Consider the following 26,841-nt stretch of genomic DNA (forward strand, 5'->3'; position numbering starts at 1 on the left):
ACCCCCGATCAACAAGGGTGAAACGGCATCGAGATTGATAAAATCCGAAATTATCGGACTTTGGCAAGCATCGTCAATCCCCGCTGGGGGTATCTCCGGGGGATTGCATGGTGTGGCCCTCCACCGCGCCCTGCGGCCCCTCGGCAGCGCCCTCCAGCGGGCGGTCCTCCTCCCCGGCGGAACTGAACACCGTGGCCTTCGTCATCGCGCCGCTGGCTTCCAGTCGCAAGGTGACATTGTCCATCGTGCGGTTCTCCCAGAACCAGCCGTGGATGCCGGTGAAGGCAGGGGTGTAAACGCCATACATCTCGCGCGCGGAATCCACGCCATAGCTTTCCGTCACGTCCTCCCCGCCATCGAACGGGTGGGCGTGCATATCGAAGGCCAGCGTATCGCTGCCTTCCCAGTGGAATGTCATCGGCTGGCCCGCAGGCATGGTGTATTTGAATTCCACCGACTGGAACGGCATGAGTTCATATTCCCACACATCGGTGACGCCGGGCGAAGCGGGCAGGGGCGTGTCCGACAAGGTCAGCACGTCCTCCTGCTCCATGCGCGCCATGCCGCGCTCCAGCTCAAGATTGGTGGGCTCCGCAATTTCCGTCAGGCCCAGCGCGCCGCCAACGCCCGTCGGGTCCCACCCGGTTTCTGCGGGCAGCACGACGAGGACGGCAAGTGCAGCACCTGCAAGGGCGACACCGGCGATGATCGGGGCTTTGCTCATGATGAAAAATATCCTTGAATTTGATAAGCGGTAAGCGCGATCCCCACCAGGATCAGCGCAATATTGGCGGCAAAGGCATAGCGTTTGAAACTGGGCGTGTCGCGCCATGCGGCCAGCAGCAGAACCACCAGCGTCAGCACGATGACCTGGCCCAGTTCCACGCCCACGTTGAAGGCGATGAGATTGACCAGCAGGCCATTGGGCGAAACGCCAAGATCCATCACCTTGGTGGCAAGGCCCAGCCCGTGGAACAGGCCGAACACCAGCACGGCAATGCGCGTGTCGAAATGCCAGCCCAGCTTCGCAAAGCCGCCGATATTCTCCACGCCCTTGTAAACCACGGAAAGCCCGATGATGGCATCCACGATATTGGCATTTGCGCCCGTGCCCAGCAGCACGCCGCCGATCAGCGTGATGGAATGGCCGATGGCGAACATCGAGACATACAGCAGCACGTCCTTCAAGCGGCGCAGGAAGAACACCACGCCCACCAGGAACGCGATGTGATCGTATCCTGTCACCATGTGCTTGGCGCCAAGGTACATGAAGGGGATGATCGCCGGCCCGTCTATCGTACGGACGAAGGCCTTGTCCCCCTCCGCCACATCATGGGCGAAGGCGTCTACCGGAATGGCCAGCATCACCAGCACCAGCAGAACGGCAAGGGGCAGCGCTGCTGGCATTCGGCCTGGCATCGGGCCCGGCATCCGGCTTGTCACTCGGCTCAGCAATCCCAGGCAGTGCCTGATCGGCATCGGTCCTCTCGATCTATTCCGAAGCGGGTGTCTCTTCGTTCGGTCGTGGCTGCGCGATGTCATCCACCGTCATGCCTTCTGGCAGGACATCGGGCGGGTACATGCGATGGCAGGCACTGCATACTGAATAAATCGTGCCGCCCACTTCGAAAATTGCATCCGGGTCGCGTGCCATTGCAGCTTCGGACGCCTGGGCGGACACATCCACCAGACCTTGCGAATAGGCCATCCAGTCGTCGCCGCGCCCCTCGGCATAGGCCGGGGTCTTGAGAATTTCGCCGAGCTCGCCCAGCCGCACGGCGGCAGCGTGCACTTCATCCCACTCGGCATCGGTTTCCGGCTGCCATTCGGTGAACACGGCCTCCCCGTCTACCAGCTCGCTTTTCGCGCCGACTGCGCCCCAGAATATCTCTGCCGTGGGCTGCACCTCGTTCGCCATCATCTGCTGCGCGGTGCCCAGCGGGGGCACCTCCTGCGGCTGATCGCAGGCGGACAGCGCCAGCGTGCCAGCCAGGATGACAGGGAACATTATCTTGCCGCCAAAACCCGTTTTCATATCTGTTCCTCTTGCCCCATAAGGCTGTGCTAGAAGCTGGCTTGCCGCGATGCAACCGAGATGGTAATTGCCCATAAGATTGACAATGTCCAGTTTATCGGCGGGATTCGCTCTACCATAAATCTCCGGTAAAGCTTGGTTCTGTTAGAACACATATTGACTAGGGCCGAAGAATGGCATTTGGCCAACGCAGATTTTTGAAGGGGTTTGAGGTAGATGGTTTTCAACGTGAGGAATAGTGGCAAGCTGGCGCTGCTGGCATTGGGATGTGCGGCACTGGCAGCACCTTCGTTCGCGCCCATGGCACAGGAAGAAGCGGCCGCAGCCGATGCTGCCCCGCTGACCGATGCCGAGATCGAATCGAGCCGCGCCCTGTTCAGCCAGTATGGCTGCGGCGCATGCCACAGCCTGGCCGATGCCAATGGCTTCGGCTCCATCGGCCCCTCCCTGGACGGGAATGACGCATTGAGCGTGGAATATGTGAACCAGATCATCAGCAACGGGCAGGGCGCCATGCCCAGCTTTGGCGGGATGGTGACCGAGGAAGAGATTGAGACCTTGTCGCGCTATATCGTGGCGAAAAAGGCCGACTGACTTCAGCCCTGGACGGGACGAGGAAAAGGGGGCTTCGCGGCCCCCTTTTTTGTGCCGATCATTGTATCAGTCACCTTGCGCCTGCGCGGTGCGTGAATTCGGCCCGACCTGCGCGAAGTAATTGGTCACGCCGTCGGGATCGTTCAGCCAGATGGTCGTCAGGTCAAAACCGCGCAGGCGATTCAGCGGGGTTTCCACCGGAACGCCGCGATGGCGCGCGCGGGCATCCACCAGCGGCGCGTCGCTCACCACGTACTGGATGCCAGAACTGCCGGTGTCGGCAGGCAGGCCTTCGCCAACTTCATACAGCAGCAGCACGGTTTCGCCGTGGCGATAGGGAGCGAAGGTCAGCCCTAATTGCGCGCTTTCGATATCGGCCCATTCCTCCAGCCCCACGAAATCGCGATAGAATGCGCGCGAACGTTCCAGATCGGACACGCCGATCCCCACGCCGATGCCATCATCCGATCGGTCGCTCGCCCCTTCGTGGATGGCGATCAGGATCGGCAATCCTGCCGGGTCCTGCACCAGTGCGGCGGGAAAGCCATCCGTGGTTGCAAATTCTGGCGCGGGAAAACCGGCGTCGCTAAAGCGTTGCCGCACCACATCGGCATCGGGATAGGTCAGGCGCAGAAAGCGGATACCTGTGCCGCCCTCGATCCCTCCTGAAAGATCATAGGAACGATCCCCCTGTTGCCCTGCGGAAAGCTTGATCTGGCCGCTGCCAACGCCGGTCAGGATCATCTGCTGCGTGCTGGTGAGCTGTATGGGGCTGAGTGATCGCAGCGCCAGCGCCTCTGTATAAAACCGCACCATCTGCGGTGTAAGCTCACGCGGGTAACGGCGAAAGACGTTGGCGGAATCCTGCACGAACAGCGCGCCGTTATCTGCATCCAGTACGTTCGCATCCAGCGTGTCGATATCATAGGCAAGATCGCCGCTGGTATCGAGCAGCGCACCTTCGGGCGTGCGCAGCTGGGCGTCGGATTGTGCGCCATCCTGAACACTGGTGGTGCAGGCGGCCAGCGCGCAGCAGGCAAGGGCGATAAGGGGGCGGACCATCATCATTCCTCCGGCAGCGCCCAGACTATCAGCGCCTCGTTATTAAGCGGGCCGTCCGGCCCCATTTGCGGCGGATCGAAGCCTGACCCGGCAGCGACGGCGGCGATATATTGGCGCCCGTCACTGCCGCGATAACTCATCGGGATTGTCATGGCGGAATATTGCAGCTTTTCCTGCCACACCACATCGCCCGTGGCCGCATCGAAGGCGCGGAAAATGCCGTCCGACGTCGCGCCGATGAAGACCAGCCCGCCCGCCGTTACCATCGGCCCGCCAAAGGTGTTGTTTGCGCCTGTATCCTGCTTGTCCTCGCCAAGTGCGGGCGTGGTGCCAAGGCGCGATGCCCAGGCGATCTCGCCGGTGTTGGCATCCACCGCCACCAGCCGCCCCCACGGCGGACGAATACAGGGCAGGTTGACGGTGGTGCCATCCTCGCCCGTAAAGCTGGCGGAGAAGGAGGAATAGGCACCGGGCCCGCTGAGGCTGCCGCGATCGAAGCGCTGCGTACTGGCAGCGGTGCCGCGCCCGTAATTACCATCCGGATCACGCGCCTCGATCCAGCCGATGGAACCGCTCTCGCTGGTGTTGACGAAGACATAGCCGGTAGACGGGTCCACCGCGCTGCCGCCCCAGTTGGAGCCGCCATTGTGCGGCAGGTTGATACTGGCGCGCGGCTCGTCGCCTTCCTCATGCAGGAAGAAGGGTGTGAATGGCCCGGCGTTGAAGAAGCTGCCGCCATAGCTATCCAGCAAGGCATGGCAGGCGGCGACATGCTCCGCGTTGGTGTCTTCCGCCGTCACGACATCGTCAGGCGTCCACCACATGCGGCTGAGCGGTTCGGGCTTGGCGGGGATCGGCTGGGTGGGGGAATACCATTCGCCCGGCACATCGGCAGATGCCACCAGCATCTCGTTCACGCCATGTACCGGCTCTCCCGTGCGACGATCGAGGATGTACATGAGGCCCGGCTTGCCGGTCTGGGCGAGGGCGGGGATCGTTTCGCCGTCCTTTTCCACGTCCACCAGCACCGGCGGGGCCGGTAGGTCCCAGTCCCACAAATCGTGGTGGATGGTCTGGAAGTGCCAGCGATATTCGCCGCTGCGCGCATCCAGCGCCAGGATCGAATTGCCGAACAGATTGTCGCCCGGCCTGTCTCCGCCGTAATAATTGGGGGCAGGGCTGCCCAGCGTCATGTAGATCGTGCCGGTCTCGACATCGCCGGTCATGTACCAGACCCACATGTTGTTGCCGGGCCTGTCTTTCCAGCCGTCGTCCAGCCAGGTGTCATGCCCCAACTCGCCCGGCTGCGGCACGGTGTTGAAATCCCACAGCAATTCACCCGTGCGCGCATCATAGCCCTTCTGGTTGCTGAGCGGGCCACTGGGCAATTCGGGCGTGGAGGCACCGATCACCAGCACATCGCCAAAGATGCTGGGCGGATAGGAATAGCGCACCTCGAAAGGTACGCGGCCGTTCTCGCCAAAATGCGTCGCGATCTCTCCTGTCGCGGCATCTAAGGCGACGATTTCATTGCCGCCGTTATAGTACAGGCGCGCGCCCGATTGCGCGTCCCCCGCCCAATAGGTGACGCGGCGGCGGATGGTCGTGCCCTCCACCGCGTGCCGCCAGATCTCGCGGCCCGTATGAGCCTCCAGTGCCACCACCGCATCGCCCAGCGGCATGTACATAACGCCGTCCACCACGCTGGGCACGGTACCTGCAAGGATGAAGCCGCCGCCTTCGGGGCGCAGTCGGTATTCCCATGCGCGCTCCAGCCGGTTCACGTTTTCGCGGTTGATATCGTCCAAGGGGGCATAGCGTTGCCCGGCGTGATTGCGCGCATAATGCGGCCAATCGCCATCGGCAGGCTCCTGCTGCGCGGCCAGCGGCGCGGCGACGAGAGCGGCGGAAAGCATGAGGAAGCGCAAGTGTCGCATCAGTAGATCTGCCCCTGCCTGTTGCCGATATCTATCGCCACATGCGCGCTGGGATCGGCATCGGCCCAGCGGCTGTCTGGGCGCAGCACGTCGCCTATCACCTTGTAGGCGAACAGCATCAGCAGCGCGCCGCTTTCCGGATTGTCATTCAGCGCGCGCAGATGCTGCATGTCCTGCCTGCGCTGTTCCGGATCGCTTTCCTGCAACATGCGCTTGTTCTCTGTCGCGGCGGGAGAGACGACGTCCCAGAACACCCGGCGGCGTTCGTCGGAGAACCTGTCCAATATCTCCTCGCTCTCCTCGCCGCGCAACACGGCGCCCAGCACATCGGCGAGCACCACGCCCGTCCACACGCCGGAGGTGAGGCCAAGCCCGCCGCAAGGATTGGTGGCATGCGCGGCATCGCCCGCCAGCAGCACGCGGCCCTTGCGCAAGGTTTCGCCAGCGCGCTGGTGCAGCATGTAGGGGCTGAAAGAGACGATCTCGTAATCCTCGCGCCCCTGCATGAACCATTCGTAGCGCTGGTGAATGCGCTCCTCGCAGCCCTCCACCGGCAGGGCGCTGTCCTCCATATAGGTGCAGCGCCACACGCCTTCGCGATCGAGCTGCGCGATCACCGCCATGTTGACCGGATCGCACACGAAGTTCGCCTGCTGATAGCCCAACTCCTGGAACGGGAATTTCACATTGGTCGCAACGAAGCGTTCGGGCCAGGTGTGGCCTTCGAACTCGATACCTGCAAGCTTGCGCACCGTGCTGCGCGCGCCGTCTGCGCCGATCAGCCACTTTGCGCGGAAATCCTGTCCGCTGGCGGATACGGTGATGCCGCCTTCATCCTCGGCAAACCCCGTGACTTCGTGGCCGAACAAAACCTCCACCCCCAGCTTGCGCGCATGCTCCATCGCCACCCGCGCCACGTCGTGCTGGCCTGCGTGAAGCTGGTAGTCGTAGGGAATGCCCTCCACCGGTTCGGTTTCGACCACCGAGTGATAGTCGAATTCCGGAATATGCGTGCCGAAGGTGCGGTTGGTGAAGCCGATTTCCAGCAGTTCATCCAGGATGCCGAGTTCCTGCAGGATGATCAGCGTGGAGGGGAAATAGACGGCGGCACGCGGGCTGTTGATGATGTGCGGCTCCTTCTCCAGCACCCGCACGCTCGCACCGCCCTGCGCCAATGTCAGCGCGGTGAGCATGCCCACCGGCCCTGCACCCACGATCAGCACATCGGTTTCGTGCATCATTCGCTACCTTCCTCGGCTGCGCGGCGGGCGGCCTCGCTCAGCACGTATGCGCGGATTGCCTCGGACTGTTCGGCATCGATCCACGGGGCGAAGCTGACCATGCCCTTGTCCGACAGGATGCCGTCCATCACCACCGCATTCCACGCATCGGCATCGGTGGCATAGACGCTGCGCAGCAAATTGGGGTTGACCGGGCCGTTATGGCAGATGGTGCAGAAACCCAGATACGCGCTTTGGCCCTTGGCGATGGTTTCTGCGCTGAATGCCTCGTCAGTAGAGACATATGGGGCGAGCTTCGCCGGCGGCAGCGGCGTGTATTCGCCTGTCCCGTCCAGCTTGAAGACGAACAGCATGCCGTTGGGCGGTGGGCGTCGCATCCAGTCGGCCTGTGTCGCCATGCCCATGCTGCCGCCGTATCCAGCCATGATGGCGACATATTGCTGCCCATCCACGGCATAGGAGATGCCGCCCGCCACGATGCCGCGATCGGTGTTGAAGCTCCACAGCGGGGTGCCATCCTCGGCGTTATAGGCGTTGAAGCTGCCATCGGGCAGGCCCTGGAACACCAGGTTTCCTGCCGTCGCCAGCGTGCCGCCGTTCCACGGGAATTCCCGCTCGATCGTCCAGCGCGCCTCCTGCGCCACCGGGTCCCACGCCACCAGTTCGCCCTTGGTGATGGAGGTGAGGTAGGCTCGCCGCGCTTCCGGCGTATCGCCCGGCACCAGCCCTTCCGGCGGGGTGAGGAAGATCACGCCGGTGTTCCAGCGCCCGATGTTCCGGGTGTAGTTTTCGTCGTCCATATAGGCGGACGGCGGCTGCATGGCGGGGATGTAGACAAGGCCCGTCTGCGGAGAATAGCTCATCGGGTGATAGGCATGCGCGCCAATGCCGCTGGGGGTGACGAGATAGGGCGCATCGGCATAGCGGGATTCCGGAATTTCCACCGGACGGCCCGTTTCAATGTCGATCCGCTCGGCCCAGTTCTGCATCGCATATGGCTCTGCGCTGATCAGCGTGCCGTCGCGGCGGTCTATCACGTAGAAGAAGGCATTTTTCGGTGCTTGCATCACCACGGGCACCGTTTCGCCGTCCACCTCCATATCCGTCAGCGTCATCTGCTGCGTGGCGGTGTAATCCCATGTCTCGCCGGGGTTCAGCTGGTAGTGCCAGTTATACGCGCCGGTTTCGGGGTCGAGCGAGAGGATGGAGGCGAGGAAGAGATTGTCACCCTTGCCATCGCTGCGGGCGCGGTGGTTCCAGGGGGAGCCATTGCCCACGCCCACCAGCAACTGGTCCAGCTGCGCATCGTAGACGATGGAGTCCCACACGGTGCCGCCGCCGCCCATTTCCCACCATTCGCCGGCCCATGTGTCGGTGGCAAATTCGGCAAATACCGCGTCCGAAGCCGCGCCATCGGGTCCGTCGGCCGGATTGCCGGGCACGGTGTAAAAGCGCCACACCTGCTCGCCCGTTTCGGCGTCATAGGCACCAAGGTATCCGCGCACGCCCAGTTCCGCGCCGGAATTGCCGATGATGACATTGCCTTTCACCACGCGCGGGGCGCTGGTGATGGTGTAGGGCTGGGACTGGTCGACGGTGACGACATCCCACAACTCGCTGCCCGTGGCGGCGTCCAGCGCCACCAGTCGCCCGTCGATCGTGCCGACGAAGACCTTGCCTTCCCATACGGCGACACCGCGGTTCACCACATCGCAGCAGGTGTGCGCGCCCTTCGCGCCGTCGACTTCGGGATCGTAGAACCACAGCTGTTCGCCCGTGGCGGCATCCAGCGCCATGACTTTTGACCATGCGGTGGAGACATACATCACGCCGTCCACCACGATGGGCGTCGCTTCCTGTCCGCGATTGGTATCGAACTCCACTGCGTAGGCGAGGCTGAGGCGGTTGATGTTATCGACATTGATCTGGGCCAGCGGGCTGAAGCGATCCTCGTTCCAGGTGCGGCCATGCGCCATCCAGTTGTCGGGATCGCTGTCCGCATCCAGCAGCCGTTCGTGCGTTACATTGCCGGCGAGGGTGTTGCTTGCCTCCAGACCGCCAAGGCCCGTCACAGCAAGTGCGAGGCCAGCCACGGTAACGGCGGTAACAACGCGTTTTGCGATCATCGACGCATCTCTCCCCGATGCACGCCCGTTGGCGGCGCGTCATCTCTTCCGGGAGGGAGCCTATGTTGGAAGAACGCCCGTGTCCATCGGGCAAAGTCAATCTTTGACCGGGTCGAGCGGGTTCTGGTCCGGCCCGATGGGGATAACCACGTCGGCACGGGCCGGCATTTCTTCCAGCATGTGGCGGGTCAGCCGTTCGTAATGCGCGCAGAAGCGTTCCAGTGCGGCATCGTCCATCGTCTGCGTCGCATCGGGATTGGCGGCGCGCAGCTTTTCTTCCTGCAGCGCGCGGTTGCGGCGCACGGCATCGAAACCCTCCACCTTCAGCATCACCAGCAGATCGATCTGGTCAAACAGGCGGGCATAGTCCTGCGTCAGCCAGTGGTTCACCAGATTGCGCCAGATGCCGTCGGGGTCTTCGTCGCGCTCAAGATCATTGATCGGCGCGGCCAGCGCTGCGGCATCCTGCGGCTTTGCGCCTACGCACCAGCCTTCCAGCAGCAGAACGTCCACCGGGCCGGTGATGGTGAAGGTTTCCGGTGCGCGGTCGTCCGTGGCCTTGTCGAAGCGTGGCAGTTCCAGCGGGCGGCCTGCCAGCATATCCTCGATCAGGCCAAGGCCCAGTCCCACGGCATGCGTGCCGGGCACGCCGCGCGTGGCGAACAGCGGGTGAACCTCCTGCGCCAGCGTCTGCCGCTTTGCCTTGGTGAGGTAGAGATCATCCAGCGACAGCGTGATCGCGCGGACTTGTCGGCGGGCCAGCAGCAGTTCCAGAAATTTGCAGGCCGTGCTCTTGCCAGAGCCTTGCGCGCCGTTGATTCCGATCACCAACGGGGCGCGGGCAGCGGGCAGCCGGGCGATGCGGGTGGCGAGCGGTTGCCAGTGGTTTGCCACCACCTCGGTATAGCTGTCCGGAAGCCCCTCGGCAGCGATCAGGTCGTGGACCTTGTCGCTCACTGGACAGGATCCGGCAGCGGCTCGCCTTTCGCAAAAGCCTCGATATTGGCGAGCGCGCGCATGCCCATCGCCTCGCGCGTTTCGGCAGTGGCGCTGCCGAGATGCGGCAGCAGTACCACGTTTTCTAAGCCGAGCAGCGCTTCAGGAACTTGCGGCTCTTGCGGGTAGACATCCAGCCCGGCCCCGGCGAGATGGCCGGATTTCAGCGCCTGCGCCAAGGCATCATGATCCACCACGCCGCCGCGCGCTGTGTTGATCAGGTAGCTGCCCGGCTTCATCGCAGACAGGGCCTTGGTATCGATCAAATTGGCTGTGTCATCGCCGCCCGGCACATGCAGGGAAACGAAGTCGGATTTCGCCAGCAGATCGGGGAGGGAAGGGCAGAACTCTGCATCCAGCGCCGCAGCCTCGTCCTTCGGGCCGCGCGCGAAATAGGCGATCTTCATGCCGAAGCCGTGATGCGCGCGCTGCGCCGTCGCCTGCCCGATCCGCCCGAAGCCGACCACGCCTAGCACCTTGTCCTTCAGCGCGCTGCCGATGAGGTGGGTAGGGCGCCAGCCGCTCCATTCACCGGCGCGCAATTCGCGCTCCCCTTCGCCAGCGCGGCGCGCGGCCATCAGGATCAGCGTGAGGGCAAGATCGGCGGTCGCATCGGTCAGCACACCGGGCGTGTTGGTGACGGCAATGCCCTTCGCCGAAGCGGCGGCGATATCGATGTGATCGAAGCCGACGCCGTAATTGGCGATCAGCTTGCAGCGATCCCCGCCCGCGATCACTTCTGTATCGATTCTGTCGGAAACGGTGGGGGCCAGCACGTCGAATGCCCCCATCGCCTCGCCAAGCTCCGTCTGGCTCAGCGGCGTGTCGCTTTCGTTCAGCACGACGTCGAAACGCTCGCTCAGTGCGCGTTCCACGGCATCGGGCCAGCGGCGTGTTACGAGTATGCGCAAAGTTCAGTCCTGCTTTCTGATCATCTTCGTTTCAGCCTGGGTGGAGGCAGGCCCGGTGTTGCGCTTGTATATCCCGCCAATGCCTGCGTCACGGATGAACAGTTCAGGGTCGCCCTCGCGCTGTTCCAGTCCGAAGATGGGGAACAGGCCGGGGTGATTGCCAAGCCCGCCGTAAAGGTCGCACACCCGTTGATACCAGCCGCGCAGCGGATCATCTGTGGCAAGCGCCGGTGTCTGCGCCAGCGATGCGAGCCAGAGGAAGCCGCCGATGATGCGATAATCGGCATAGTTGGGGCTGCTGCCACCAAGGAAATCAGCCTCCCGCAAGGCCAATCGCAATGGCTCCAGCGCGGCGGAAATGGCGGGCAGGCGATCTTCGCGCCCGGCCTGCAGATCCTCCAGCTTGCCGCCCAGCATCACTTCGCGCGAAGAGGTGACATAGTCCTTGTCATGCTCAAAACACACGTCGCGATAATCGGCGCAATAGCTGCGCATCCACGGGCCCACGGCCGCGCCCCAGAACCATGCGTCCAGCGCCTTCAGCATTACCGCCACGCTTTCATGCGGGATCAGCGGCGGCGCATCGGTGTAGGTTGCATCCAGATATTCCACGATGCCCCAGCTATCGAGAACCCACGTGCCATCATCCACGATGGCGGGCAGACGCTCCGTCTTGCCGCCGGTGCGATCCATAATGCCGGTGAAGCCGCCATCCACGATGTCCAGATCCAGCCCCTTATGCCGGACGGCGAATTTCGTGGCCCAGACGAAGGGGCTGATCGTCGCCCCCGTCGAAACCTGCAGATCGTAGAGTGTCACGCTTTTATCGGCCATTGGCTCTCCCCTCGCTTGAGAGGTGGCTTGCTAGCCGCATTTCAGACAGAGTCAAAGTGGTGCATGCGAACGCACGCAATCAGGCCAGCTTTGCCTCTTCCAGTTTCATCAGGTTCCACAGCGTTTCCAGCACCGGTGCCTCAACGCCCGCTTCCTTCGCCGCGGTGACGATGGCGCCGTTTATCGCGTCGACCTCGGTGCGCCGCCCGGCGTGGATATCCTGCAGCATGGATGGTTCGTGATCGGCGTGGTCCGTCATGCTGACCTCGGTCAGGTCATAGATCGGCTGGCCATCCAGCATCACGCCATTGGCATGGGCCGCCGCGATGCCTTCTGCCACGGCGGCGCGGATGGTGGCGCGCGATTGCGGATTTGCGCCAAGGAAGCCGGGCGTGCGGCGGGTGAGGGCGCACAGCGGGTTCATCGTGGCGTTGAATATCGCCTTGGACCAGATGCCTTCGTGGATCTTTGCGTCTAGCACGGTTTCCAGCCCGCCTTGCGTCAGCAGGTCAGCCACACGCGTGGCCATCGCCGTGTCATCGCCAAATGCGGGGTAGAGCTTGGAATAGCCTTCGCCATGGCTGCGGATGTGGCCGTGCCCCACAAGATCGCTGGGCAGCATGCTGGCGCCCACCATCACGCGCTCTTCAGCAACGAAATCAGCCAACCGTCGATCATTGCCAAGCCCGTTTTGCAGGCTGAGCAGATGCGTATCATCCCCGATGGCGGCGGAAATCCCCTCCAGCGCGGCGGCGGTGTGGAATGTCTTGGTGAACACCATCACCAGATCCGCAGCCTCGCTGACATCGGCGGGCAGGGCGGCGCGGATGGGCAGCGTTTCCTCGCCGCTGCGCAAATCCACCTTCAGCCCATCGGCGTTGATCGCGTCGACATGGTCGGCATTCACATCCACCAGCGTCACCTCTGCGCCGGCGCGATGAAAGGCCGCACCGAACAGGCAGCCCATCGCGCCCGATCCCAGCACGATCACCTTCATGCCATATCGCCCAGCATATGCGAGCCAAGCGCCAGCAATATGCGCGTATCGATGCCCACTCCGCGGGATCGGAAATCGGCGATCACCTGCGGCAAATCGGCCAATTTCACGCGGTGGACGATAATGTCCTCTGTCTCCGTGCCGCCGCCTTCGGAGACCTTGGTAAGGCCGCTCGCCTTCAGCAGCGTGAAGCTTTCGTTGGTCATTCCGGGGCTGGAGAAAAACTCGCCCATGTCCTGCCACTGCGCGGCGGCATAGCCGGTTTCTTCCTCCAGCTCCCGCTTGGCGGCGCTCAGCGGATCGTCGTCCGCCCCGCCTTCATCATCGCCGATCAGCCCGGCGGGCAGTTCGAGGCAGCGCTGGTCTGGCGCGATGCGATACTGCTCCACCAGCACGATCTCGCCATCGTCCACCGGCAGGATAACGGCGGCGCGGATATCGCGGGCGCGGGTGGCATATTCCCATTTGCCGCGCGTCTTGGCGACGATCCAATCGCCTTGCCAGGCAATCTTTTCGGGTTTGTCTCGATCTGGAAAGCTCATGACAAAGCGCGCTATCGAAGGCTTACAGTTCGATCAAGCGATCCGGCAATTCGTTTACATCGTCATCACGTCGGGGAAAGTGCGGGGCCAACACCTGGCCCACGTCGCGCACACCGGCGGCAATGCCCTCCGCGATGCAGCCCTTGCGGATTTCCACCAGCATATCGGCCATTGCTTGGCCCCAGACTTCCGGCTCCACCTTTTCATGGATCGGTTCGTCCGCGACGATTTCCGCGCGGTGTTCGCGCATGGAGAGATAGAGCAATACGCCGGTGCGACCATGGGTGCGGCCATCGGCGCCAACCTTGAAATGCCGGATGGCACGTTCTCGCACGCGCTGCTGCTTCACCGGGCTGGGCACCAGAGCAAACCGGATGGCGGGCACCAGCAGCACAAGCCACGCCGCGACAAAGGCGATGAGGCCCAGTGCGATGGTCATGGTGGCGGTTTCGCCCGTGGTCCAGTCATGTTCCCAGCCACCGGCCAGCCTGTCCCACAGATCAAGGAAAGGCACTGGGATGAATGCAAATATGCTCATCACGGTAAAGGCGATGGCGGTTGCCCACATCATGGCGATATCGGCGTAATTGTCCGATGCCTCTGCCAAAACGGGCACGATTTCACCGCTGGTGCCAAGCTCCGCCTGCGCCACGGCATTGGACACGATCTGGTGCTGGCTTTCATCGAGAATAGGCATGTCACCACCCTCCAGAGGCGCCGCCGCCCCCGAATGATCCGCCGCCGCCGGAGAAGCCTCCGCCGCCGCCGAAACCGCCGCCGCCAAAGCCGCCTCCGCCGCCCCAGCCGCCGCCACCGCCGCCGTCAATTCCGCGCGCGATTGCCTTGCCCGCTTCCCACAGCATGATGTCACCCACCACGCCGCCAACGCCGCCGCGGCGATAACGCTTGCGCTTGCCGCCGCCGATCATGGGCAGGATGAAGAAGAAGAAAATGAAGCCCAGCCAGATAAGTGTGCCGATAGGAAAGCCGCCGCCACTGGCGCGCTGCTGCGTGGCCTGCTGCGCTACCTGAGCAGCCTCTTCAGGCGGCAGTTCCAGCTGCTGGATAATCTGGTCTGCGCCCCATTCGATACCGGCAGAATAATTGCCATCGCGGAAATAGGGCTTCATCCCCTCGACATATTCGTAGGCCAGGCCATCGGGGATGATCGCCTCCAGACCATAGCCGACTTCGACGCGCATCTTTCGCTCGTTCGGGGCCACCAGCAGAATGATGCCGTCATTGTTCTCCGCATCGCCAAGGCCCCATTCGCGGCCCAGCTGGTAGCCGTAATCGGCAATGTCATAGCCATCCAGCGTAGGCACCGTGGCAACCACGAATTGCCGCTGGTTGCGCTCCTCGAAATCGTCGAGTTGCTGCGTCAGCCGCGCCTCGGTCGCCGGGTCGATGATATCCGCCCCGTCCACCACGGGCGATGTGCCGCGTTCGGGGAACACGGGCTGCGCGGCGGCAAGGCTCGCCCAGCAAAGCGCCATGACGACGCTGAGCAGGACGATGGCTTGCCGCAGCAGCAAGCGGGGTGCGGTGTGCGAAATCACTCGCTGCGCATGTCGAGTTCGGGTGCGACCTCTGCGCCTTCGGTGGCGGCTTCATACGGCACCATTGGTTCTGCGCCGTGGATGATGTTGGCGCCGATAGTGTCGGGGAATGTGCGGATGGTGGTGTTATACTGGCGCACCGCCTCGTTATAATCGCGGATGGCCACGCGCACGCGGTTCTCGCTGCCTTCTAGCTGCGTCATGAAGCGGCCGAAATTGTCCTGGCTGCGCAGTTCGGGATAGGCCTCGACGGAGACGAGCAGGCGCGACAGGGCGCTGCCGAATTCGTTCTGCGCGGCCTGGTATTGCTGCATCGCCGCCGGATCGTTCAGATCATCGGTATCCACCTGGATTTCGGGACGTGTGGCCGAAGCGCGCGCCTCGATCACGCCTTGCAGCGTCTCCCGCTCTTCCTCGGCAGAGCTCATCACGATTTCCTGGAGGTTGGGCAGCAGGTTGGCACGTTCCTGGAACGCAGCCTCCACATCGGCCCACTTCGCCTTCGCGTTTTCTTCGGCGGCGGGCACCGAGTTGATGCCGCAGGATGCAAGCGCCAGCGTGCCGACGAAAAGAGTGGCCGCCTTGGCCAGACGTGTGAACATTCCCGTGTACCCCTCGAAAAAACTGGCCATTAAACCCGACCGTAAATTTGGTGTGTTGCTGATATAGCACGGCTGCGCCTGCATACAAGTGACGTTCCGCTCTTGCATTGCCGCCAGTCGCTGTCGCAAAGGTGGCGCGGGTGCCAGCGGATAGGGCCGCGAATTGGCCAGAACTCAGGCCAGAAATTAGGAGAGCCAGCCATGTTCAAGGAGTTCAAGAAATTCATCGCGCGCGGCAACGTGATCGATCTTGCCGTCGGCGTGGTGATCGGCGCGGCGTTTGGCGCTATCGTCACGCAATTGACGGACAGCGTGCTGATGCCGCTGATCGGATGGATTTTCGGAGAGATCGATTTCTCCAACTGGTTCCTGCTGCTGGGGCCGGTGCCCGAAGGCTACACTGGATCGCTCACCAATTACGCCCAGTTGAAAGAGGCCGGCGTTTCCATGATCGGCTATGGCGCATTGCTGACGGCGGTGATCAATTTCCTGATCGTGGCCTTTGCCTTGTTCATTCTCGTGCGCAGCGTAAACCGCGTGACAGAAGAGATGCAGAAAAAGCAGGCCGAAACGGAAGACAGCTCCCAAAGTGATGACGTGCCGACGAACCCGGAACTGGACGTGCTGAAGAAAATTCTGGCCGAATTGCGGGACAAGCCATCGGCAAAACCTGACTATGCACCGGAAAACGGCCCGATGGGTTAGGGTCTGGCACCCTCGGGACGCTGCTGTCCTTTCCCTGTCCCATGCTGTGCACTTCACATTCAGGATGGACGCGCTATATGGGCAGGGCCGGTTTCGACCGGATATGGCGATAAATTGCGCCGTGCAATAGGTACAGCGGACCCGGGGGCAGTACCCGGCGGCTCCACCAAAATTCGCAGTTTTCTGCGGATCCTGATGGGGCCGAACCAGGATCGACGTGTGCTGAAAGACGGTGTTTTTGCTCGGGCTGAGTAACCCGTAAAACTGTTCACAACACACAAGTGCCAACGATAACGAAGCACTCGCAATCGCTGCGTAATTTGATGTCCTAACGGACTGAATTTACAAAGCTAAAGCGCGGTTGGACCGACCGGGCAACAGAACGGATTCCGGGGCTCCGGGGGTAGCTAGCAACAGAAACCCCCACCTTCCTTAGTCGCTATGGTCATCAACGAATTTGAAGAACGCAATCGTGGTCGGAACCATGATTATGGCGGCGAAAATCCCGGCTGTCAGTTCGCCCGCGACGTTGCTGAATAAGGGCGAAGATCACGCCAAGCCAAAACGCGACAAATAGGAATATGATTGCGCAACCTGCAAGTGAGGAGGGCATGTAGCTCCATCCCCACACGCGATCGAACAGCTTGTGCCTAGGTTTGCTCAAAATTTCTCGGGGATCGCCTTGCGGGCTTCCTTCTCTGCCTTTTCATATTTCAGGCAGTCGAGGATCTTCGCGCCCGCCAGGAATACAGCGCCGCTGCATGCTGCCATCAGCAGATAGCCGCCCCAGCCGGGGTACTGTTCCAGATAGTGGGTGCCACGCTCCATTGCGCCCAGCGCAAGGGCATAGATGATAAGAAAGGCTTCCCACCGGGTCTTGATTACAAACAGTCGGGAGATTTTCTTAAGCATCAGTAACCTTTCTTAACGCCTACTACGCAAACACCGTGCCAATGGCTCAGTTCCGCGATTCTTGATGGTTAAGGCAGGTGAGAGTGTAAGGAAAACCGACAGCTTTGGCGACAATCACGCCAGTTCGGTGATGCCCAACGTTTCCAGCAACTTGCCGCGCGCGGTGGTTACCTGCTCCGCCAGGACGTCACTCCCCACTTGGATAGGAGCAATGCTTTCGGGCCAATATTGCGCCACCACGGCTTCCATCGCGGCGGACTTGGCATCGTCCAGCATGAAACGCGGGTCCACCGTGGCAGGGTCCGCCACCACGCGCAGGCGCAGGCAGGCAGGCCCGCCGCCATTGGCCATGGACTGGCGCACATCCACCACGTTGACGTGACGGATCGGGCCGTTGCCCGCCAGCATATCCTGCAGCCAGTTCCACACATTCGCATTGTCCCGGCATTCTTCGGGCACCACCAGCGTCATCTCGCCAGAGGGCGGGGTGAGCAATTGGGCGTTGAACAGGTAGCTGCCGATGGCATCGTCCAGGCCGACGCGATCTGCGGGCACTTCCACCACCTGCACGCCTTCGCAGCGCGAACGAATGGCGTCATAAGTGGCCGTGGGATCGGCAAAGGCAAGCTGGTGAGTGAACAGCACGCCCTCGTTTGCAACGGCCACCACATCATTGTGAAACGCGCCTGCTGCAATGGCTTCCGGCGCCTGCTCTACGAACAGGACGCGCTGCGGATCGAGCCCGTGCTTTCGTGCAACGATGGCGCTGGCTTCCTGATGCTGACGTGCCGGGAAGCGGCCGCCGGGCTTGCCATAGACGAACACCTCCAGCCCCGGCTCCCCATGGCTGCCCGCAAAGCGCATGTGATTGGCCGCGCCCTCATCCCCAAAGCAGGGCGGCACGGGTTCATGCACTACGAAATGATCGGTGTCGGCAAAGGCCAGCCGCAGCTGGGCTATCGTATCGGGCCATTCATGGCTGCGATGCGGCATGGTGACCAGATTGGCGACCGTCAGGTGGCATTTCCCATCCTCGGTATCGGGCGCGGGTGACACCGTGGCGGCATTGGCCGTCCACATGGAACTGGCAGACCATGCGCCGGCTTTCAGGGCGGGATCGGTGTGCTCGTCCACCGTCAGAGCATCCAGCCACCCGGTATTGGGGCGCGGCAGAGGCAGCAAAAAGCCTTGCGCCAGACCCATCGCCATATTCGCCTTCATCTTGGCAATACCCTGCAATGCAGCGGCGCGGGGATAGGCGGTGGCGCCTGCGTTTTTCGTTGCGGCAAGATTGCCCAGGCTAAGGCCAGCGTAATTGTGGCTGGGGCCGACGATACCGTCGAAATTGATTTCCTGCAGGCTCATCGCGCAATGCTCCAGACAGTGTCACCCTTGGCAACACGCAGCAATTCCGCCGCCTGCGCATCGATGGCGACATCATCTCCGCGCAGCTCTCGCGCGCCATAGCAGCAGCGAAAATCGGCGAACTGACCCGCGGCGATCAGGGCCTTTTCCCCCTTCTCCAAAGTCGCATCCACAACCGTGCCACGATGCGCATTGGCGATGGATTTTACCTTGTCGGTATCGGCCAGCATCGTGGGGCCGCCATCGAAAATATCGACATATCCCTGATAGGAATATCCCTCGTCCTGCAACATGCGCATCGCGGCGCGGCCGCTGGGATGGGGCAGGCCAATTACCTTGCGCGCTTCTTCATCCAGCATGGCGATATAGACGGGGTGTTTCGGCATCAGGTCGGCGATGAACTGGTTGCCGTGGACGGCGTTGAATTCGTCCGCTTCCTGAAAGCTCATGCCGAAGAACTTGCCGCCGATGGCATCCCAGAAGGGCGATCCGCCGCGCTCGTCTATGATGCCCCGCAATTCGGCCAGAATCCGTTCGCCAAAACGGTGGCGATGGGCGGCGATGAACAGGTATCGGCTGCGTGCCAACAGCAGGCCGAGCCCGCCCGCCCGCTCTCCTGGATGCAGGAACAATCCGCCCACTTCGCTGGTGCCGCCAAGATCGTTGGAAAGGCTCAGCAGTTCGGCCTCCACCGTCAGGTCCAGTTCCTTGGAATACTGCGTCAACTTGCCGATGCGATAGGAATAGAAGGGGTATTGATGGCCCACCGCCGTGAACAATTGGCAGGTGCCACGCACATCGCCGGTTTCCGTGTTTTCCAGCACCAGCACGAAGGTTTCGCCCACGATATCGTCGCCCTCACGGGTGAACGCGGCTTCGGACCCTTCCAGCTTGCTGATGAGCGAATTGCGATCGGGCGGCAGGTTTGTGAAGCCGCCACCGGTCAGTTTCGCCATCTCGTACAGATACTGCAGATCGTCGCTCGCGGCAGGACGGATTACAAAGCTCATAATGCGTCTCCGGTAGCGAGGCGATGCAGGACAATTGCGGAAAGCTGGGCACGCTCTGTCAAAGAGGGGGCGATCATGAATTCATCCGGCGAATGGATCTTGCCGCCGCGCACGCCCATCGTATCCACCACGGGCACGTGATTGGCCGCGATATTGTTGCCATCGCAAACGCCGCCCGTGCTCTGCCAGCCGATGGTCTGGCCCAGTGCCGCGCCCGTATCGCGCACAAGATCGAACAGTTTTTGCGCTGTATCGTCCACCGGCTTTGGCGGGCGCGAGATGCCGCCGTGCTTGGTGATTTCAAGATCGTGCTGCTTGGCAAGCTCTGCAATCAGGTGATCGAGGCTGGCAGCAAATTCCTCTGCTGCCTGCGTCGTCTTGGGGCGGGTATTGAAGCGCAGGATCGCATGATCGGGCACCACATTATTGGCCGCGCCGCCTTCTATCTTCGCCGGGTTTATTGGCAGATTGGCGTGCTGCATCGCCTTCAGGCGAACGGCGCAATCGGCTGCGGCGACAACGGCATTGCGGCCATCCTGCGGATTGCGGCCTGCATGTGCGCTTTGGCCAGTGAAGGTGAGCGTGTAATTCCCGCTACCCCCGCGTGCATGGGCCAACGTGCCATCGGGCAGGGCGCTGGGTTCATAGGTGAGGGCGGCAAACTTGCCCTGCGCCAGCCTGTCAATCAGCGGGGCGGAGGATAGCGAGCCTGTTTCCTCGTCCGAATTGATCATCACGTCATAGCCGATATTGGCCGCCGCATCGCTGCGTTCCAGCGCCATCAGCGCCTCTGCAATAACAGCGATGCCGCCCTTCATATCCGCCGTGCCGGGGCCGTTCAGAATGTCGTCGTCCAGCCAGGTGAGCGATTGAAACGGATGGCTGGCGGGGAACACGGTATCCATGTGGCCGGTCAGCAAGAAGCGGCGCTCAGCCTCTGACCGGATGGAGCAGACCAGGTGCCTGCCATGCGATTTTTCAACCTCGTTGCCATCTGCATCCACCACGCTGACAGGTGCGGGATCATGCAGGGTGACTTCGCCGGGCAGCGCCGAGAACGCTTGCGACAAGGCATCCGCCATGCGGGCAAGGCCACCCAGATTATCGGTGCCGGAATTGATCGCCGCCCATTCCTGAGTGCGGGAAAGCATGCGCTGCTGGTCGATATTGGCGACGAGGTCGCGCTCGATCTGGGAAAGTGGTTGCATATCAAACCGCATTACGCCTCAGGCCGCGCAATGCAACACAGTGGCCATTCTTGTCGCCCTGTCTTTCGTGCCTGCCAGGGCGCGCTGGCATGCTTAACGAAGTGCTAGGTCCTTTGCCGTAAACGCGCAGGCTGACGTCAAACCAGGACAAGCAATGCCGGCAGCGGATACGAAATCGAGGGCCAGTGTGCGCGAAACAGTGATGTTGCGCGCCAAGGTCGTCGATTCGCGCGGCACGCATGAAGCACAGATTTCCGACATCAGCTCGCATGGAATGCTCGGCACGATGGCCAACCCGCCAGAGCGCGGGGAATTCATCAGCGTGCATTTTCCGGGTCAGGAACTGGGCGGGCAGGTGCGCTGGGTCAACGGGCGGAAATTCGGCGTTTACCTGCGCGAACGCGTTGACGCCAAATCCCTCACCAGCGGCAGACGGCAGGCGCGGAAGGCCGTCACTCCGGCTGTGCCGCAACCTGCGGAGGAGATGTCGCTAAAGTCGATGATCATCACTTACAGCGTGCTATGCCTTACGGCGCTTTCCGCCGCCTATCTGATCGTGACCTACATTATTCTCTAGGGCGTCAGCACGCGGGCAAGAGCCACGAATTCCTCGATCGACAATGTTTCCGCACGGCGCGTAGGGTCAATCTCGCAGGCGTTCAGGGCGTCCAGCGCGCCGGGCAGGGCTTTCAGGCTCTGGCGCAGCATCTTACGGCGCTGACCGAAAGCGGCCTCCGTCAGCCGTTCCAGCACCTTGGCAGAAACGCCTTCCGGCGCCGCGCGAGGCTCCACATGCACGATGGCGCTCATCACCTTGGGTGGCGGGGTGAAGGCACTGCGATGCACCTTCATCGCCAGTTTTGGGGTGGCGCGCCATTGAGCCAGCACGGACAGACGGCCATAGGCACTGCTGCCGGGCTTTGCGACGATACGCTGGGCAACCTCTTGCTGGAACATCAGCGTCAGGCTGGTCCACGCAGGTGGCCATGTTTCGCCGCCCATCCAACGGGTGAACAGCAGGGTGCCGATATTATAAGGCAGGTTGGCGGCCACGGCGAAGGGTTCGCCCATCAGATCGGTGTGATCCAGTTTCAGGGCATCATCTTCCAGCACGCGCAGCTTGCCGGGAAAGGCTTCCTCCACCTGTGCAAGGGCAGGGATGCAGCGCGAATCGCGCTCTATCGCGGTGACGCGGGCACCCGCGCGCAGCAGGGCGCGGGTCAGGCCGCCGGGGCCGGGGCCGATTTCCAGCACGGCCTTGTCTGCCAGATCATCGGGGATAGCGGCGATGCGATTCAGCAATTGCTCGTCAAACAGGAAGTTCTGGCCCAGCGCCTTGCTGGCAGACAGGCCATGCGTCGCGATCACTTCGCGTAAGGGAGGAAGGCTCACGCCAGCGCCGCCCTTCGCGCGGCGATTTCGCCGGCCATGCGGATCGCGGCAATCATCGCATTCGGGCGAGCGATGCCCTTTCCGGCGATATCAAAAGCCGTGCCGTGATCGGGCGAGGTGCGCACCACCGGCAGGCCCAGCGTGACATTCACGCCTTCATCGAAATCCAGCGTTTTCAAGGGCACCAGCGCCTGATCGTGATACATCGCGATCGCCACGTCATAGCTGTCGCGCTTGTGCGGGGCAAACAGCGTATCGGCAGGATGGGGGCCGGTGGCGTCGATGCCTTCGCCGCGCAATTGCGCAATGGCTGGCGCGATGATGTCTATCTCCTCCCGGCCCATTCGCCCGTCCTCACCCGCATGGGGGTTCAGCCCGGCAATGGCGATGCGCGGCTGCGCGATGCCGAAATCTGTGTGCATGGCCCGCGCGACAATGCGCGTGCGCTCAACAATAAGATCGATGCTCAACCGGGTTGGCACTTCTGCCAGCGCGCAATGCACCGTCATGGGGACGGTGCGCAGCGATGGCCCGGCCAGCATCATCACGGCATCGTCTCGCGGCGCATCGCAGGCATCGGCGCAAAATTCGGTCTGGCCGACGAAGGTATCGTCCACTGCGAAAATCGCCGACTTGGCCACGGGGGCCGTCACCACGCCTGCCGCTTGCCCCTCGCGAACCATGTCGAGCGCCTGCACCAGCGCGGCACGGGCCTGCAGGGCACCTTCTCTGGTCGGTGTGCCGGGCGTGTAGGCGCCAGCGCCCTCGACGTTGACGACCAGATTATCGGGTATGGCGATGCCCAGCTTGCGCGCCGCCTGCGGCAGAACATCGCCGCCGCTGCACACCACGAACGGGGGAAGATCAAGCTCGTCCCGGCGAGACCATGCTTCCAGAACAAGTTCCGGACCGACCCCCGCCGGGTCGCCGATGGTGACGGCAAGCGGCAGGGGCTGCGTCATCCGGATCAGTCGTATTCGATCACCGCATCGCGGCGAAGGTCACGCAAGTAACGCTGTGCACGGCGGTTAACGCGCTCGTCCTCCAGCTGGGCCATGATCTGGTCAGAACTGGGGCCAGCGGTTTCCTGCGGATCGTCGCGTCCACACAGCATCAGCACGCGGATGCCTTCGCTCATGTCGCCAAAGGGCGGCGTGGTTTCACCGATGTTGAGGTTCAGCAGAATGCTTTGCAGGGCTTCAGGCAACTGTCGCACGCTGATTTCATCATTGTCGACCGTGGATGCACCGATGGCGGCTGCGCGCATGTTGGCATCGCCGCAACCGTTCATGGTGCTGACCGCCTGGATGAAGGAAGAGCCGCGCTCCTCCGCCTCTGCAGGTGAAATGCCTTCGGGGAAGGCGATGCTGATCTGTTTCAGGCTGAGGAGGGCATCGCGCGGGTCGGCCATGCCGATCTGGCGCTGATCAATCATCAGCAGGATGGAATAGCCGCCGGGAATCTCCAGCGGGCCAACCAGCTGGCCGGGCGTCATCTGCTTTGCCGCGGCTTCCAGCGTGGGCTGCTGCAACTGCTCCAGCCGGATCCAGCCCAGATCACCGCCAACGATGGCGCTGGATGCCTGCGAATACTGGCGCGCATAGGCCACGAAGCTGCCGCCAGCGCGCAATTGTTCGATGATCTGGCCGGCATTGGCCACCACCTGATCGCGGTTGGCGCTGTTGGCTGCCAGGAAGATTTCGCCCAGCCTGTATTCCGTGGTGCCGCGCGATGCCTGCAACCGTTCAAAAAGCTCGTTCACTTCGCCTTCGGAAACATTCACGAAAGGCTGCACGTTGCGGCGCAGCAGCCGATCCCAGGCAAGCTCTCCCTGGATCTGGCGCTTGATGGAGCGCGCGGAGGAGCCGATGGATGTAAGGTAGGCGTTCAACTGTTCCGCAGTCATGCCCCGGCCTTCTTGCGCAAACCGTTCGTAGGCGGCTTCCACCTCTTCGTTGGTGACGGCCATGTCCTGCGCGGCGGCTTCCTGCACCTGCAGTGTCTCATCGATCAGGTTGCGCAGTACCTGCAGGCGCAGACGCTGAATTTCCTCAGGCGGAAGCTGGCCTTCCTGCGCGGAAAGGATCAGGCCGACGCGGTGATCCACATCGGTGCCGGTGATGACGGCGCCGTTCACGCGCGCGGTGGCGCGGCGGATGTTGGGATCGGCAGGCTCCACGATGAAAGAAATGTCATCGGGCAGGTTGAAGGCATCAGAACCTGCGACCTGCACCCCTTGGGCCTGCGCAGTTCCGGCAAGCATGACAGCACCTATTGCGGTGGCGGAATATTTCAGCATTTTGGTCGCAAACACGATCACTTGGGTTACCTTGTGTTGTCTGTGGCGCACGGAAATGCACCCTTGAGCAGGGCCGGGTATTTGCAATGTGTGGCTTAACCCCACCTGAGCCGGCCCCCTCCTAGCCAAATGTCTCCCCGCTGCCAATCCGGCGAAGGAGAGACTGGTTGAAAGACTAGTTGAAGCCCAGATTGCGCAGGTTGAAATAGATGCGGAAGCTGCTGCCGGACTGCGCATCGGCCAGCTGGATATAGTCGCGCCGCCAGGTGAAACCGAATTCCAGGCAATCATCGGCATAGGCGATACCAAGGCGGGTACGCAGCGGCTCAAACCCGTCTGCCAGCAGTGTGGGGTCTTCGTTGCGATCGGTGAGGTTCACCACCGCCGATCCGAAAACGGACCAGTGGCGGGCAAAGGCCACGCGCCCCGCCAGGCGGATTTCCTCACGATCCTGCAAATCCTCCAGCCGGAAATCGATATCACGGTTCAGCTGCAGATAGCCGACTTCCACATAGGTGCGATCACTGCCCACGGTGGCGTCGATCTCGTTCCGGCGGACGGTGAAATTGTCCTTGTCGAGACGGTAGCGGTGGGTGAATTTCAGATAATCGCGATAGCGCACTTCGGTGCGGCCCACGAAATCGGAGAATTGCTCCGTCAGGCCGGTGCCATCGGGAAACAGATCGAAAGCATCGTTCAGGCGATAGGATTGGCCGATCGTGGTGTGCAACCGCCAGCCGGGGAAATTGGCCTGCCAGTCAATGCCATAGGTAACGCGCACCCCGTCTTCCACACGGTCATAACCGGGAAAACGGTTGAGCGCGAAAAGGTTGGAATCCTCCAGGTCGATGGCGCGGGCATCTTCGTTGGGGATATCCAGATTGCGGATGCTGGGCGTTGCCACCAGTTGCACGCGCGGGGTCAGGATCTGCGATCCGCCCAGGAATTCTCCAATAAAGGGCCATTTCACATCGATGGCTGCGGTGGCCACGCCGCGTGCCTGCCAGCCATCCTCACCGCGATAGGATGCGATCCGCGTCAGTGAATTGTCATCGGAGTGATAAACGTCGCCGCGCACGAGGCCGGTCAGCGTAACTTCCTGGCCCCAGGCGGTGATGCGCCGCATGTCCCAGCGGGCACGGGCGAAGGCGCGCTGCGTATCCTGCCCCTCCAGCCTTGTGATCGCCAGCGTATTGGCCTGCAGTTCCACATTGCCGCCGAACACCGGCTCTTCCAGCCGATAGCGCGCATCGATCAATGGCAGCGCGAGCGGCACCTGGCCCTGATCCGTGCTGACCAGCAGCGCTTGCGTTCCCCACCCGGCGATGGAGACGTAGGAATTCTCATCCTGCCGCGCCAGTTCTACGACAGAGCGCAGGCGATCCTCGCGGCTGATATCGTAACGGCGCAGAAAAGTGCGGTCGCTGGCCAACCGGATGGAGCCTTGCGCGGTCCAGTTTTCGTCCAGCTGGAAACGGCCATTGGTGAACAGGTAGCCGCGAAAGTCATTCTCGGACGTTCGCATCGTGGAGTTCAATGGAATGCGCGATCCATAGGTGGCGTAGCCGGTAACCTGAAAAGCGCCCTTTTCCGTCAGCTGGCGATATTGCGCGGACACCATCGGCGCAGCTTCGGTGTAGACATAGCCCGACAGCGTCAGGTCGCGGTTGTTGGCCAGCCGCCAGTAATAGCTGTCGGAAATCTCTATGCCGTTGGACGCGGTCAGCCCAATATCGGGAATGAAGAAGCCCGAACTCGCCCTGCCATCAGCGCTTATGGTCAGGCCGGGAAGGGGCAGAATGCGCGCGCCGAACAGTTCCAGATAGGCACCGCGAAAGCGGATTTCGGACGTGTCCTCGTCATAATAGACGCGCTCTGCCGTCACCCGCCAGCTGGGGCTCTTGTCGCAGCCATCGGCATCCACCACCGCGCAGGAGGAATAGGCGGCGCGGGTCAGCTCTATATCGCCGTTGGCGTCTCTCGTCGCCTGCTGCGCCGCCAGCCTGCCGCCCTGGCGGAATGCCAGCAGCAGGTTCTGCATCGCGCCTGCCTCCAGCTCATCTGTCAGCACAATGCGATCGGTAAATAGCTGGTTGCCGTTTTCATCCAACAGGCGGATGGTGCCGGTGGCGACGATTTCACCCGTCATGCGGTTCCATGTAACGGCATCGGCCCGCACCGACTGATCGCCGGAGCGAAGGAGGACATTGCCCGCCGCGGTTACCGTATCGGTAGCCTGATCATAGCGCAGCTCATTCGCCTCAAACGCGATCTCCCGCGGACCATCGCTTTGATCGACCGGCAGAATGTCCTCAGCCACGACGGGAAAGCCATCATCCTCGCCATCGCGAGGTTCGGGCGTTTCCACCGGGTCTATGGCCGTTCTTACGCCCGGCGCTGCGCCTTCCTGGGCGAAGACAGCGGCTGGATTGCCGAGGGCAAGCAGGACGGCTGCGCCTGCAACGGACACACGGAGCGGATTCGCTGGCAGTGCGGGGAGCAGGCCGGGGAGCA

The 26,841-nt window shown here is 62.3% G+C and carries 26 protein-coding genes and 1 other RNA gene; 4 read left to right on the forward strand and 23 right to left on the reverse strand.

Annotated features, from left to right (window positions below):
* Positions 1-73: 73 nt before the first annotated feature.
* The 3 genes from GRF63_RS06850 to GRF63_RS06860 form a co-directional block, all read right to left on the reverse strand.
* Entirely contained in the window at positions 74-724 is a 651-nt protein-coding gene (locus GRF63_RS06850) for a hypothetical protein (RefSeq protein ID WP_202131580.1), read from the reverse strand.
* Complete coding sequence (locus tag GRF63_RS06855; RefSeq protein WP_237392314.1) at positions 721-1,407, reverse strand: HupE/UreJ family protein; 687 nt, start codon at positions 1,405-1,407, stop codon at positions 721-723. Before GRF63_RS06855 ends, GRF63_RS06850 begins: the two co-directional genes overlap by 4 nt.
* A gap of 85 nt (positions 1,408-1,492) precedes the next feature.
* Complete coding sequence (locus GRF63_RS06860; RefSeq protein WP_160485176.1) at positions 1,493-2,035, reverse strand: hypothetical protein; 543 nt, start codon at positions 2,033-2,035, stop codon at positions 1,493-1,495.
* Between the two features lie 216 nt (positions 2,036-2,251).
* Between GRF63_RS06860 and GRF63_RS06865 the strand changes: the two genes are divergently transcribed.
* Entirely contained in the window at positions 2,252-2,629 is a 378-nt protein-coding gene (locus GRF63_RS06865) for a c-type cytochrome (protein ID WP_160485177.1), read from the forward strand.
* A gap of 66 nt (positions 2,630-2,695) precedes the next feature.
* Here the strand turns inward: GRF63_RS06865 and GRF63_RS06870 are convergent, their stop codons facing one another.
* The 12 genes from GRF63_RS06870 to GRF63_RS06925 form a co-directional block, all read right to left on the reverse strand.
* Positions 2,696-3,691, reverse strand: a complete 996-nt coding sequence (locus GRF63_RS06870) for a VOC family protein (RefSeq protein ID WP_160485178.1) — start codon at positions 3,689-3,691, stop codon at positions 2,696-2,698.
* A gap of 2 nt (positions 3,692-3,693) precedes the next feature.
* Positions 3,694-5,628 carry an outer membrane protein assembly factor BamB family protein gene (locus tag GRF63_RS06875; RefSeq protein WP_160485179.1) on the reverse strand — a complete coding sequence of 645 codons (1,935 nt, stop codon included), beginning with the start codon at positions 5,626-5,628 and terminating at the stop codon, positions 3,694-3,696.
* Positions 5,628-6,869, reverse strand: a complete 1,242-nt coding sequence (locus tag GRF63_RS06880; protein WP_160485180.1) for an FAD-dependent oxidoreductase — start codon at positions 6,867-6,869, stop codon at positions 5,628-5,630. The genes GRF63_RS06875 and GRF63_RS06880 overlap by 1 nt, the downstream gene beginning before the upstream one ends.
* The gene (locus GRF63_RS06885; protein WP_160485181.1) at positions 6,866-8,995 is read right to left on the reverse strand and encodes a PQQ-dependent dehydrogenase, methanol/ethanol family; all 2,130 of its coding nucleotides are present in this window, start codon (positions 8,993-8,995) and stop codon (positions 6,866-6,868) included. Before GRF63_RS06885 ends, GRF63_RS06880 begins: the two co-directional genes overlap by 4 nt.
* Before the next feature lie 96 nt (positions 8,996-9,091).
* Positions 9,092-9,952, reverse strand: a complete 861-nt coding sequence (locus tag GRF63_RS06890) for a kinase (RefSeq protein ID WP_160485182.1) — start codon at positions 9,950-9,952, stop codon at positions 9,092-9,094.
* A complete protein-coding gene (locus GRF63_RS06895) occupies positions 9,949-10,866 on the reverse strand; it encodes a 2-hydroxyacid dehydrogenase (protein WP_337189622.1) in 918 nt (305 codons plus the stop codon). Before GRF63_RS06895 ends, GRF63_RS06890 begins: the two co-directional genes overlap by 4 nt.
* 39 nt (positions 10,867-10,905) lie before the next feature.
* The gene (locus GRF63_RS06900) at positions 10,906-11,736 is read right to left on the reverse strand and encodes a beta-etherase (protein WP_160485184.1); all 831 of its coding nucleotides are present in this window, start codon (positions 11,734-11,736) and stop codon (positions 10,906-10,908) included.
* A gap of 79 nt (positions 11,737-11,815) precedes the next feature.
* Positions 11,816-12,733, reverse strand: a complete 918-nt coding sequence (locus GRF63_RS06905; protein ID WP_160485185.1) for a ketopantoate reductase family protein — start codon at positions 12,731-12,733, stop codon at positions 11,816-11,818.
* Positions 12,730-13,275, reverse strand: coding sequence for an NUDIX hydrolase (locus tag GRF63_RS06910; protein ID WP_160485186.1), 546 nt, complete (start codon positions 13,273-13,275; stop codon positions 12,730-12,732). The genes GRF63_RS06905 and GRF63_RS06910 overlap by 4 nt, the downstream gene beginning before the upstream one ends.
* Positions 13,276-13,297: 22 nt before the next feature.
* On the reverse strand, positions 13,298-13,972 hold the full coding sequence (locus tag GRF63_RS06915) for a TPM domain-containing protein (protein ID WP_160485187.1): 675 nt from the start codon (positions 13,970-13,972) through the stop codon (positions 13,298-13,300).
* Position 13,973: 1 nt separating this feature from the next.
* On the reverse strand, positions 13,974-14,810 hold the full coding sequence (locus GRF63_RS06920) for a TPM domain-containing protein (RefSeq protein ID WP_337189623.1): 837 nt from the start codon (positions 14,808-14,810) through the stop codon (positions 13,974-13,976).
* 20 nt (positions 14,811-14,830) lie between these two features.
* Positions 14,831-15,436, reverse strand: coding sequence for a LemA family protein (locus GRF63_RS06925; RefSeq protein WP_160485188.1), 606 nt, complete (start codon positions 15,434-15,436; stop codon positions 14,831-14,833).
* Between the two features lie 201 nt (positions 15,437-15,637).
* Between GRF63_RS06925 and mscL the strand changes: the two genes are divergently transcribed.
* Positions 15,638-16,141 carry a large conductance mechanosensitive channel protein MscL gene (mscL, locus tag GRF63_RS06930; RefSeq protein WP_160485189.1) on the forward strand — a complete coding sequence of 168 codons (504 nt, stop codon included), beginning with the start codon at positions 15,638-15,640 and terminating at the stop codon, positions 16,139-16,141.
* A 48-nt stretch (positions 16,142-16,189) separates the two neighbouring features.
* Positions 16,190-16,533, forward strand: a transfer-messenger RNA (tmRNA) gene (gene ssrA / locus GRF63_RS06935).
* A gap of 268 nt (positions 16,534-16,801) precedes the next feature.
* Here ssrA and GRF63_RS06940 read toward each other — a convergent pair.
* The 4 genes from GRF63_RS06940 to GRF63_RS06955 all read right to left on the reverse strand — a co-directional run bounded on the left by GRF63_RS06940 (position 16,802) and on the right by GRF63_RS06955 (position 20,636).
* A complete protein-coding gene (locus tag GRF63_RS06940) occupies positions 16,802-17,053 on the reverse strand; it encodes a hypothetical protein (RefSeq protein WP_160485190.1) in 252 nt (83 codons plus the stop codon).
* Between the two features lie 114 nt (positions 17,054-17,167).
* The gene (locus GRF63_RS06945; protein WP_160485191.1) at positions 17,168-18,418 is read right to left on the reverse strand and encodes an N-succinylarginine dihydrolase; all 1,251 of its coding nucleotides are present in this window, start codon (positions 18,416-18,418) and stop codon (positions 17,168-17,170) included.
* A complete protein-coding gene (locus GRF63_RS06950; RefSeq protein WP_160485192.1) occupies positions 18,415-19,428 on the reverse strand; it encodes an arginine N-succinyltransferase in 1,014 nt (337 codons plus the stop codon). The genes GRF63_RS06945 and GRF63_RS06950 overlap by 4 nt, the downstream gene beginning before the upstream one ends.
* Complete coding sequence (locus tag GRF63_RS06955) at positions 19,425-20,636, reverse strand: hydrolase (protein WP_160485193.1); 1,212 nt, start codon at positions 20,634-20,636, stop codon at positions 19,425-19,427. The genes GRF63_RS06950 and GRF63_RS06955 overlap by 4 nt, the downstream gene beginning before the upstream one ends.
* Positions 20,637-20,790: 154 nt before the next feature.
* Between GRF63_RS06955 and GRF63_RS06960 the strand changes: the two genes are divergently transcribed.
* Complete coding sequence (locus tag GRF63_RS06960; protein WP_160485194.1) at positions 20,791-21,213, forward strand: PilZ domain-containing protein; 423 nt, start codon at positions 20,791-20,793, stop codon at positions 21,211-21,213.
* Here the strand turns inward: GRF63_RS06960 and rsmA are convergent.
* The 4 genes from rsmA to GRF63_RS06980 form a co-directional block, all read right to left on the reverse strand.
* On the reverse strand, positions 21,210-22,028 hold the full coding sequence (rsmA, locus tag GRF63_RS06965; protein ID WP_160485195.1) for a 16S rRNA (adenine(1518)-N(6)/adenine(1519)-N(6))-dimethyltransferase RsmA: 819 nt from the start codon (positions 22,026-22,028) through the stop codon (positions 21,210-21,212). The two genes, GRF63_RS06960 and rsmA, sit on opposite strands and share 4 nt — an antisense overlap.
* Entirely contained in the window at positions 22,025-22,990 is a 966-nt protein-coding gene (gene pdxA, locus GRF63_RS06970) for a 4-hydroxythreonine-4-phosphate dehydrogenase PdxA (RefSeq protein WP_160485196.1), read from the reverse strand. Before pdxA ends, rsmA begins: the two co-directional genes overlap by 4 nt.
* A gap of 5 nt (positions 22,991-22,995) precedes the next feature.
* Entirely contained in the window at positions 22,996-24,327 is a 1,332-nt protein-coding gene (locus tag GRF63_RS06975) for a peptidylprolyl isomerase (RefSeq protein WP_160485197.1), read from the reverse strand.
* Between the two features lie 175 nt (positions 24,328-24,502).
* On the reverse strand, positions 24,503-26,797 hold the full coding sequence (locus GRF63_RS06980) for an LPS-assembly protein LptD (protein WP_337189624.1): 2,295 nt from the start codon (positions 26,795-26,797) through the stop codon (positions 24,503-24,505).
* Between the last annotated feature and the right edge of the window lie 44 nt (positions 26,798-26,841).

Origin of the sequence: Aurantiacibacter rhizosphaerae (assembly GCF_009807005.1) — a bacterium.
Classification (GTDB): Bacteria; Pseudomonadota; Alphaproteobacteria; order Sphingomonadales; family Sphingomonadaceae; genus Alteraurantiacibacter; species Alteraurantiacibacter rhizosphaerae.

Excerpts from the sequence above, each read along its gene's own strand:
- GRF63_RS06910 (WP_160485186.1), bottom strand. The coding sequence starts at position 13,275 with ATGAGCTTTCCAGATCGAGACAAACCCGAAAAGATTGCCTGGCAAGGC.
- GRF63_RS06900 (WP_160485184.1), bottom strand. The coding sequence starts at position 11,736 with ATGGCCGATAAAAGCGTGACACTCTACGATCTGCAGGTTTCGACGGGG.
- GRF63_RS06860 (WP_160485176.1), bottom strand. The coding sequence starts at position 2,035 with ATGAAAACGGGTTTTGGCGGCAAGATAATGTTCCCTGTCATCCTGGCT.
- GRF63_RS06905 (WP_160485185.1), bottom strand. The coding sequence starts at position 12,733 with ATGAAGGTGATCGTGCTGGGATCGGGCGCGATGGGCTGCCTGTTCGGT.
- GRF63_RS06865 (WP_160485177.1), top strand. The coding sequence starts at position 2,252 with ATGGTTTTCAACGTGAGGAATAGTGGCAAGCTGGCGCTGCTGGCATTG.
- GRF63_RS06975 (WP_160485197.1), bottom strand. The coding sequence starts at position 24,327 with ATGCTGAAATATTCCGCCACCGCAATAGGTGCTGTCATGCTTGCCGGA.
- GRF63_RS06925 (WP_160485188.1), bottom strand. The coding sequence starts at position 15,436 with ATGTTCACACGTCTGGCCAAGGCGGCCACTCTTTTCGTCGGCACGCTG.
- mscL (WP_160485189.1), top strand. The coding sequence starts at position 15,638 with ATGTTCAAGGAGTTCAAGAAATTCATCGCGCGCGGCAACGTGATCGAT.
- GRF63_RS06870 (WP_160485178.1), bottom strand. The coding sequence starts at position 3,691 with ATGGTCCGCCCCCTTATCGCCCTTGCCTGCTGCGCGCTGGCCGCCTGC.
- pdxA (WP_160485196.1), bottom strand. The coding sequence starts at position 22,990 with ATGACGCAGCCCCTGCCGCTTGCCGTCACCATCGGCGACCCGGCGGGG.
- GRF63_RS06960 (WP_160485194.1), top strand. The coding sequence starts at position 20,791 with ATGCCGGCAGCGGATACGAAATCGAGGGCCAGTGTGCGCGAAACAGTG.
- GRF63_RS06945 (WP_160485191.1), bottom strand. The coding sequence starts at position 18,418 with ATGAGCCTGCAGGAAATCAATTTCGACGGTATCGTCGGCCCCAGCCAC.
- GRF63_RS06915 (WP_160485187.1), bottom strand. The coding sequence starts at position 13,972 with ATGCCTATTCTCGATGAAAGCCAGCACCAGATCGTGTCCAATGCCGTG.
- GRF63_RS06880 (WP_160485180.1), bottom strand. The coding sequence starts at position 6,869 with ATGATGCACGAAACCGATGTGCTGATCGTGGGTGCAGGGCCGGTGGGC.
- GRF63_RS06875 (WP_160485179.1), bottom strand. The coding sequence starts at position 5,628 with ATGCGACACTTGCGCTTCCTCATGCTTTCCGCCGCTCTCGTCGCCGCG.
- GRF63_RS06885 (WP_160485181.1), bottom strand. The coding sequence starts at position 8,995 with ATGATCGCAAAACGCGTTGTTACCGCCGTTACCGTGGCTGGCCTCGCA.
- GRF63_RS06940 (WP_160485190.1), bottom strand. The coding sequence starts at position 17,053 with ATGCTTAAGAAAATCTCCCGACTGTTTGTAATCAAGACCCGGTGGGAA.
- GRF63_RS06950 (WP_160485192.1), bottom strand. The coding sequence starts at position 19,428 with ATGAGCTTTGTAATCCGTCCTGCCGCGAGCGACGATCTGCAGTATCTG.
- GRF63_RS06850 (WP_202131580.1), bottom strand. The coding sequence starts at position 724 with ATGAGCAAAGCCCCGATCATCGCCGGTGTCGCCCTTGCAGGTGCTGCA.
- GRF63_RS06955 (WP_160485193.1), bottom strand. The coding sequence starts at position 20,636 with ATGCAACCACTTTCCCAGATCGAGCGCGACCTCGTCGCCAATATCGAC.
- GRF63_RS06855 (WP_237392314.1), bottom strand. The coding sequence starts at position 1,407 with ATGCCAGCAGCGCTGCCCCTTGCCGTTCTGCTGGTGCTGGTGATGCTG.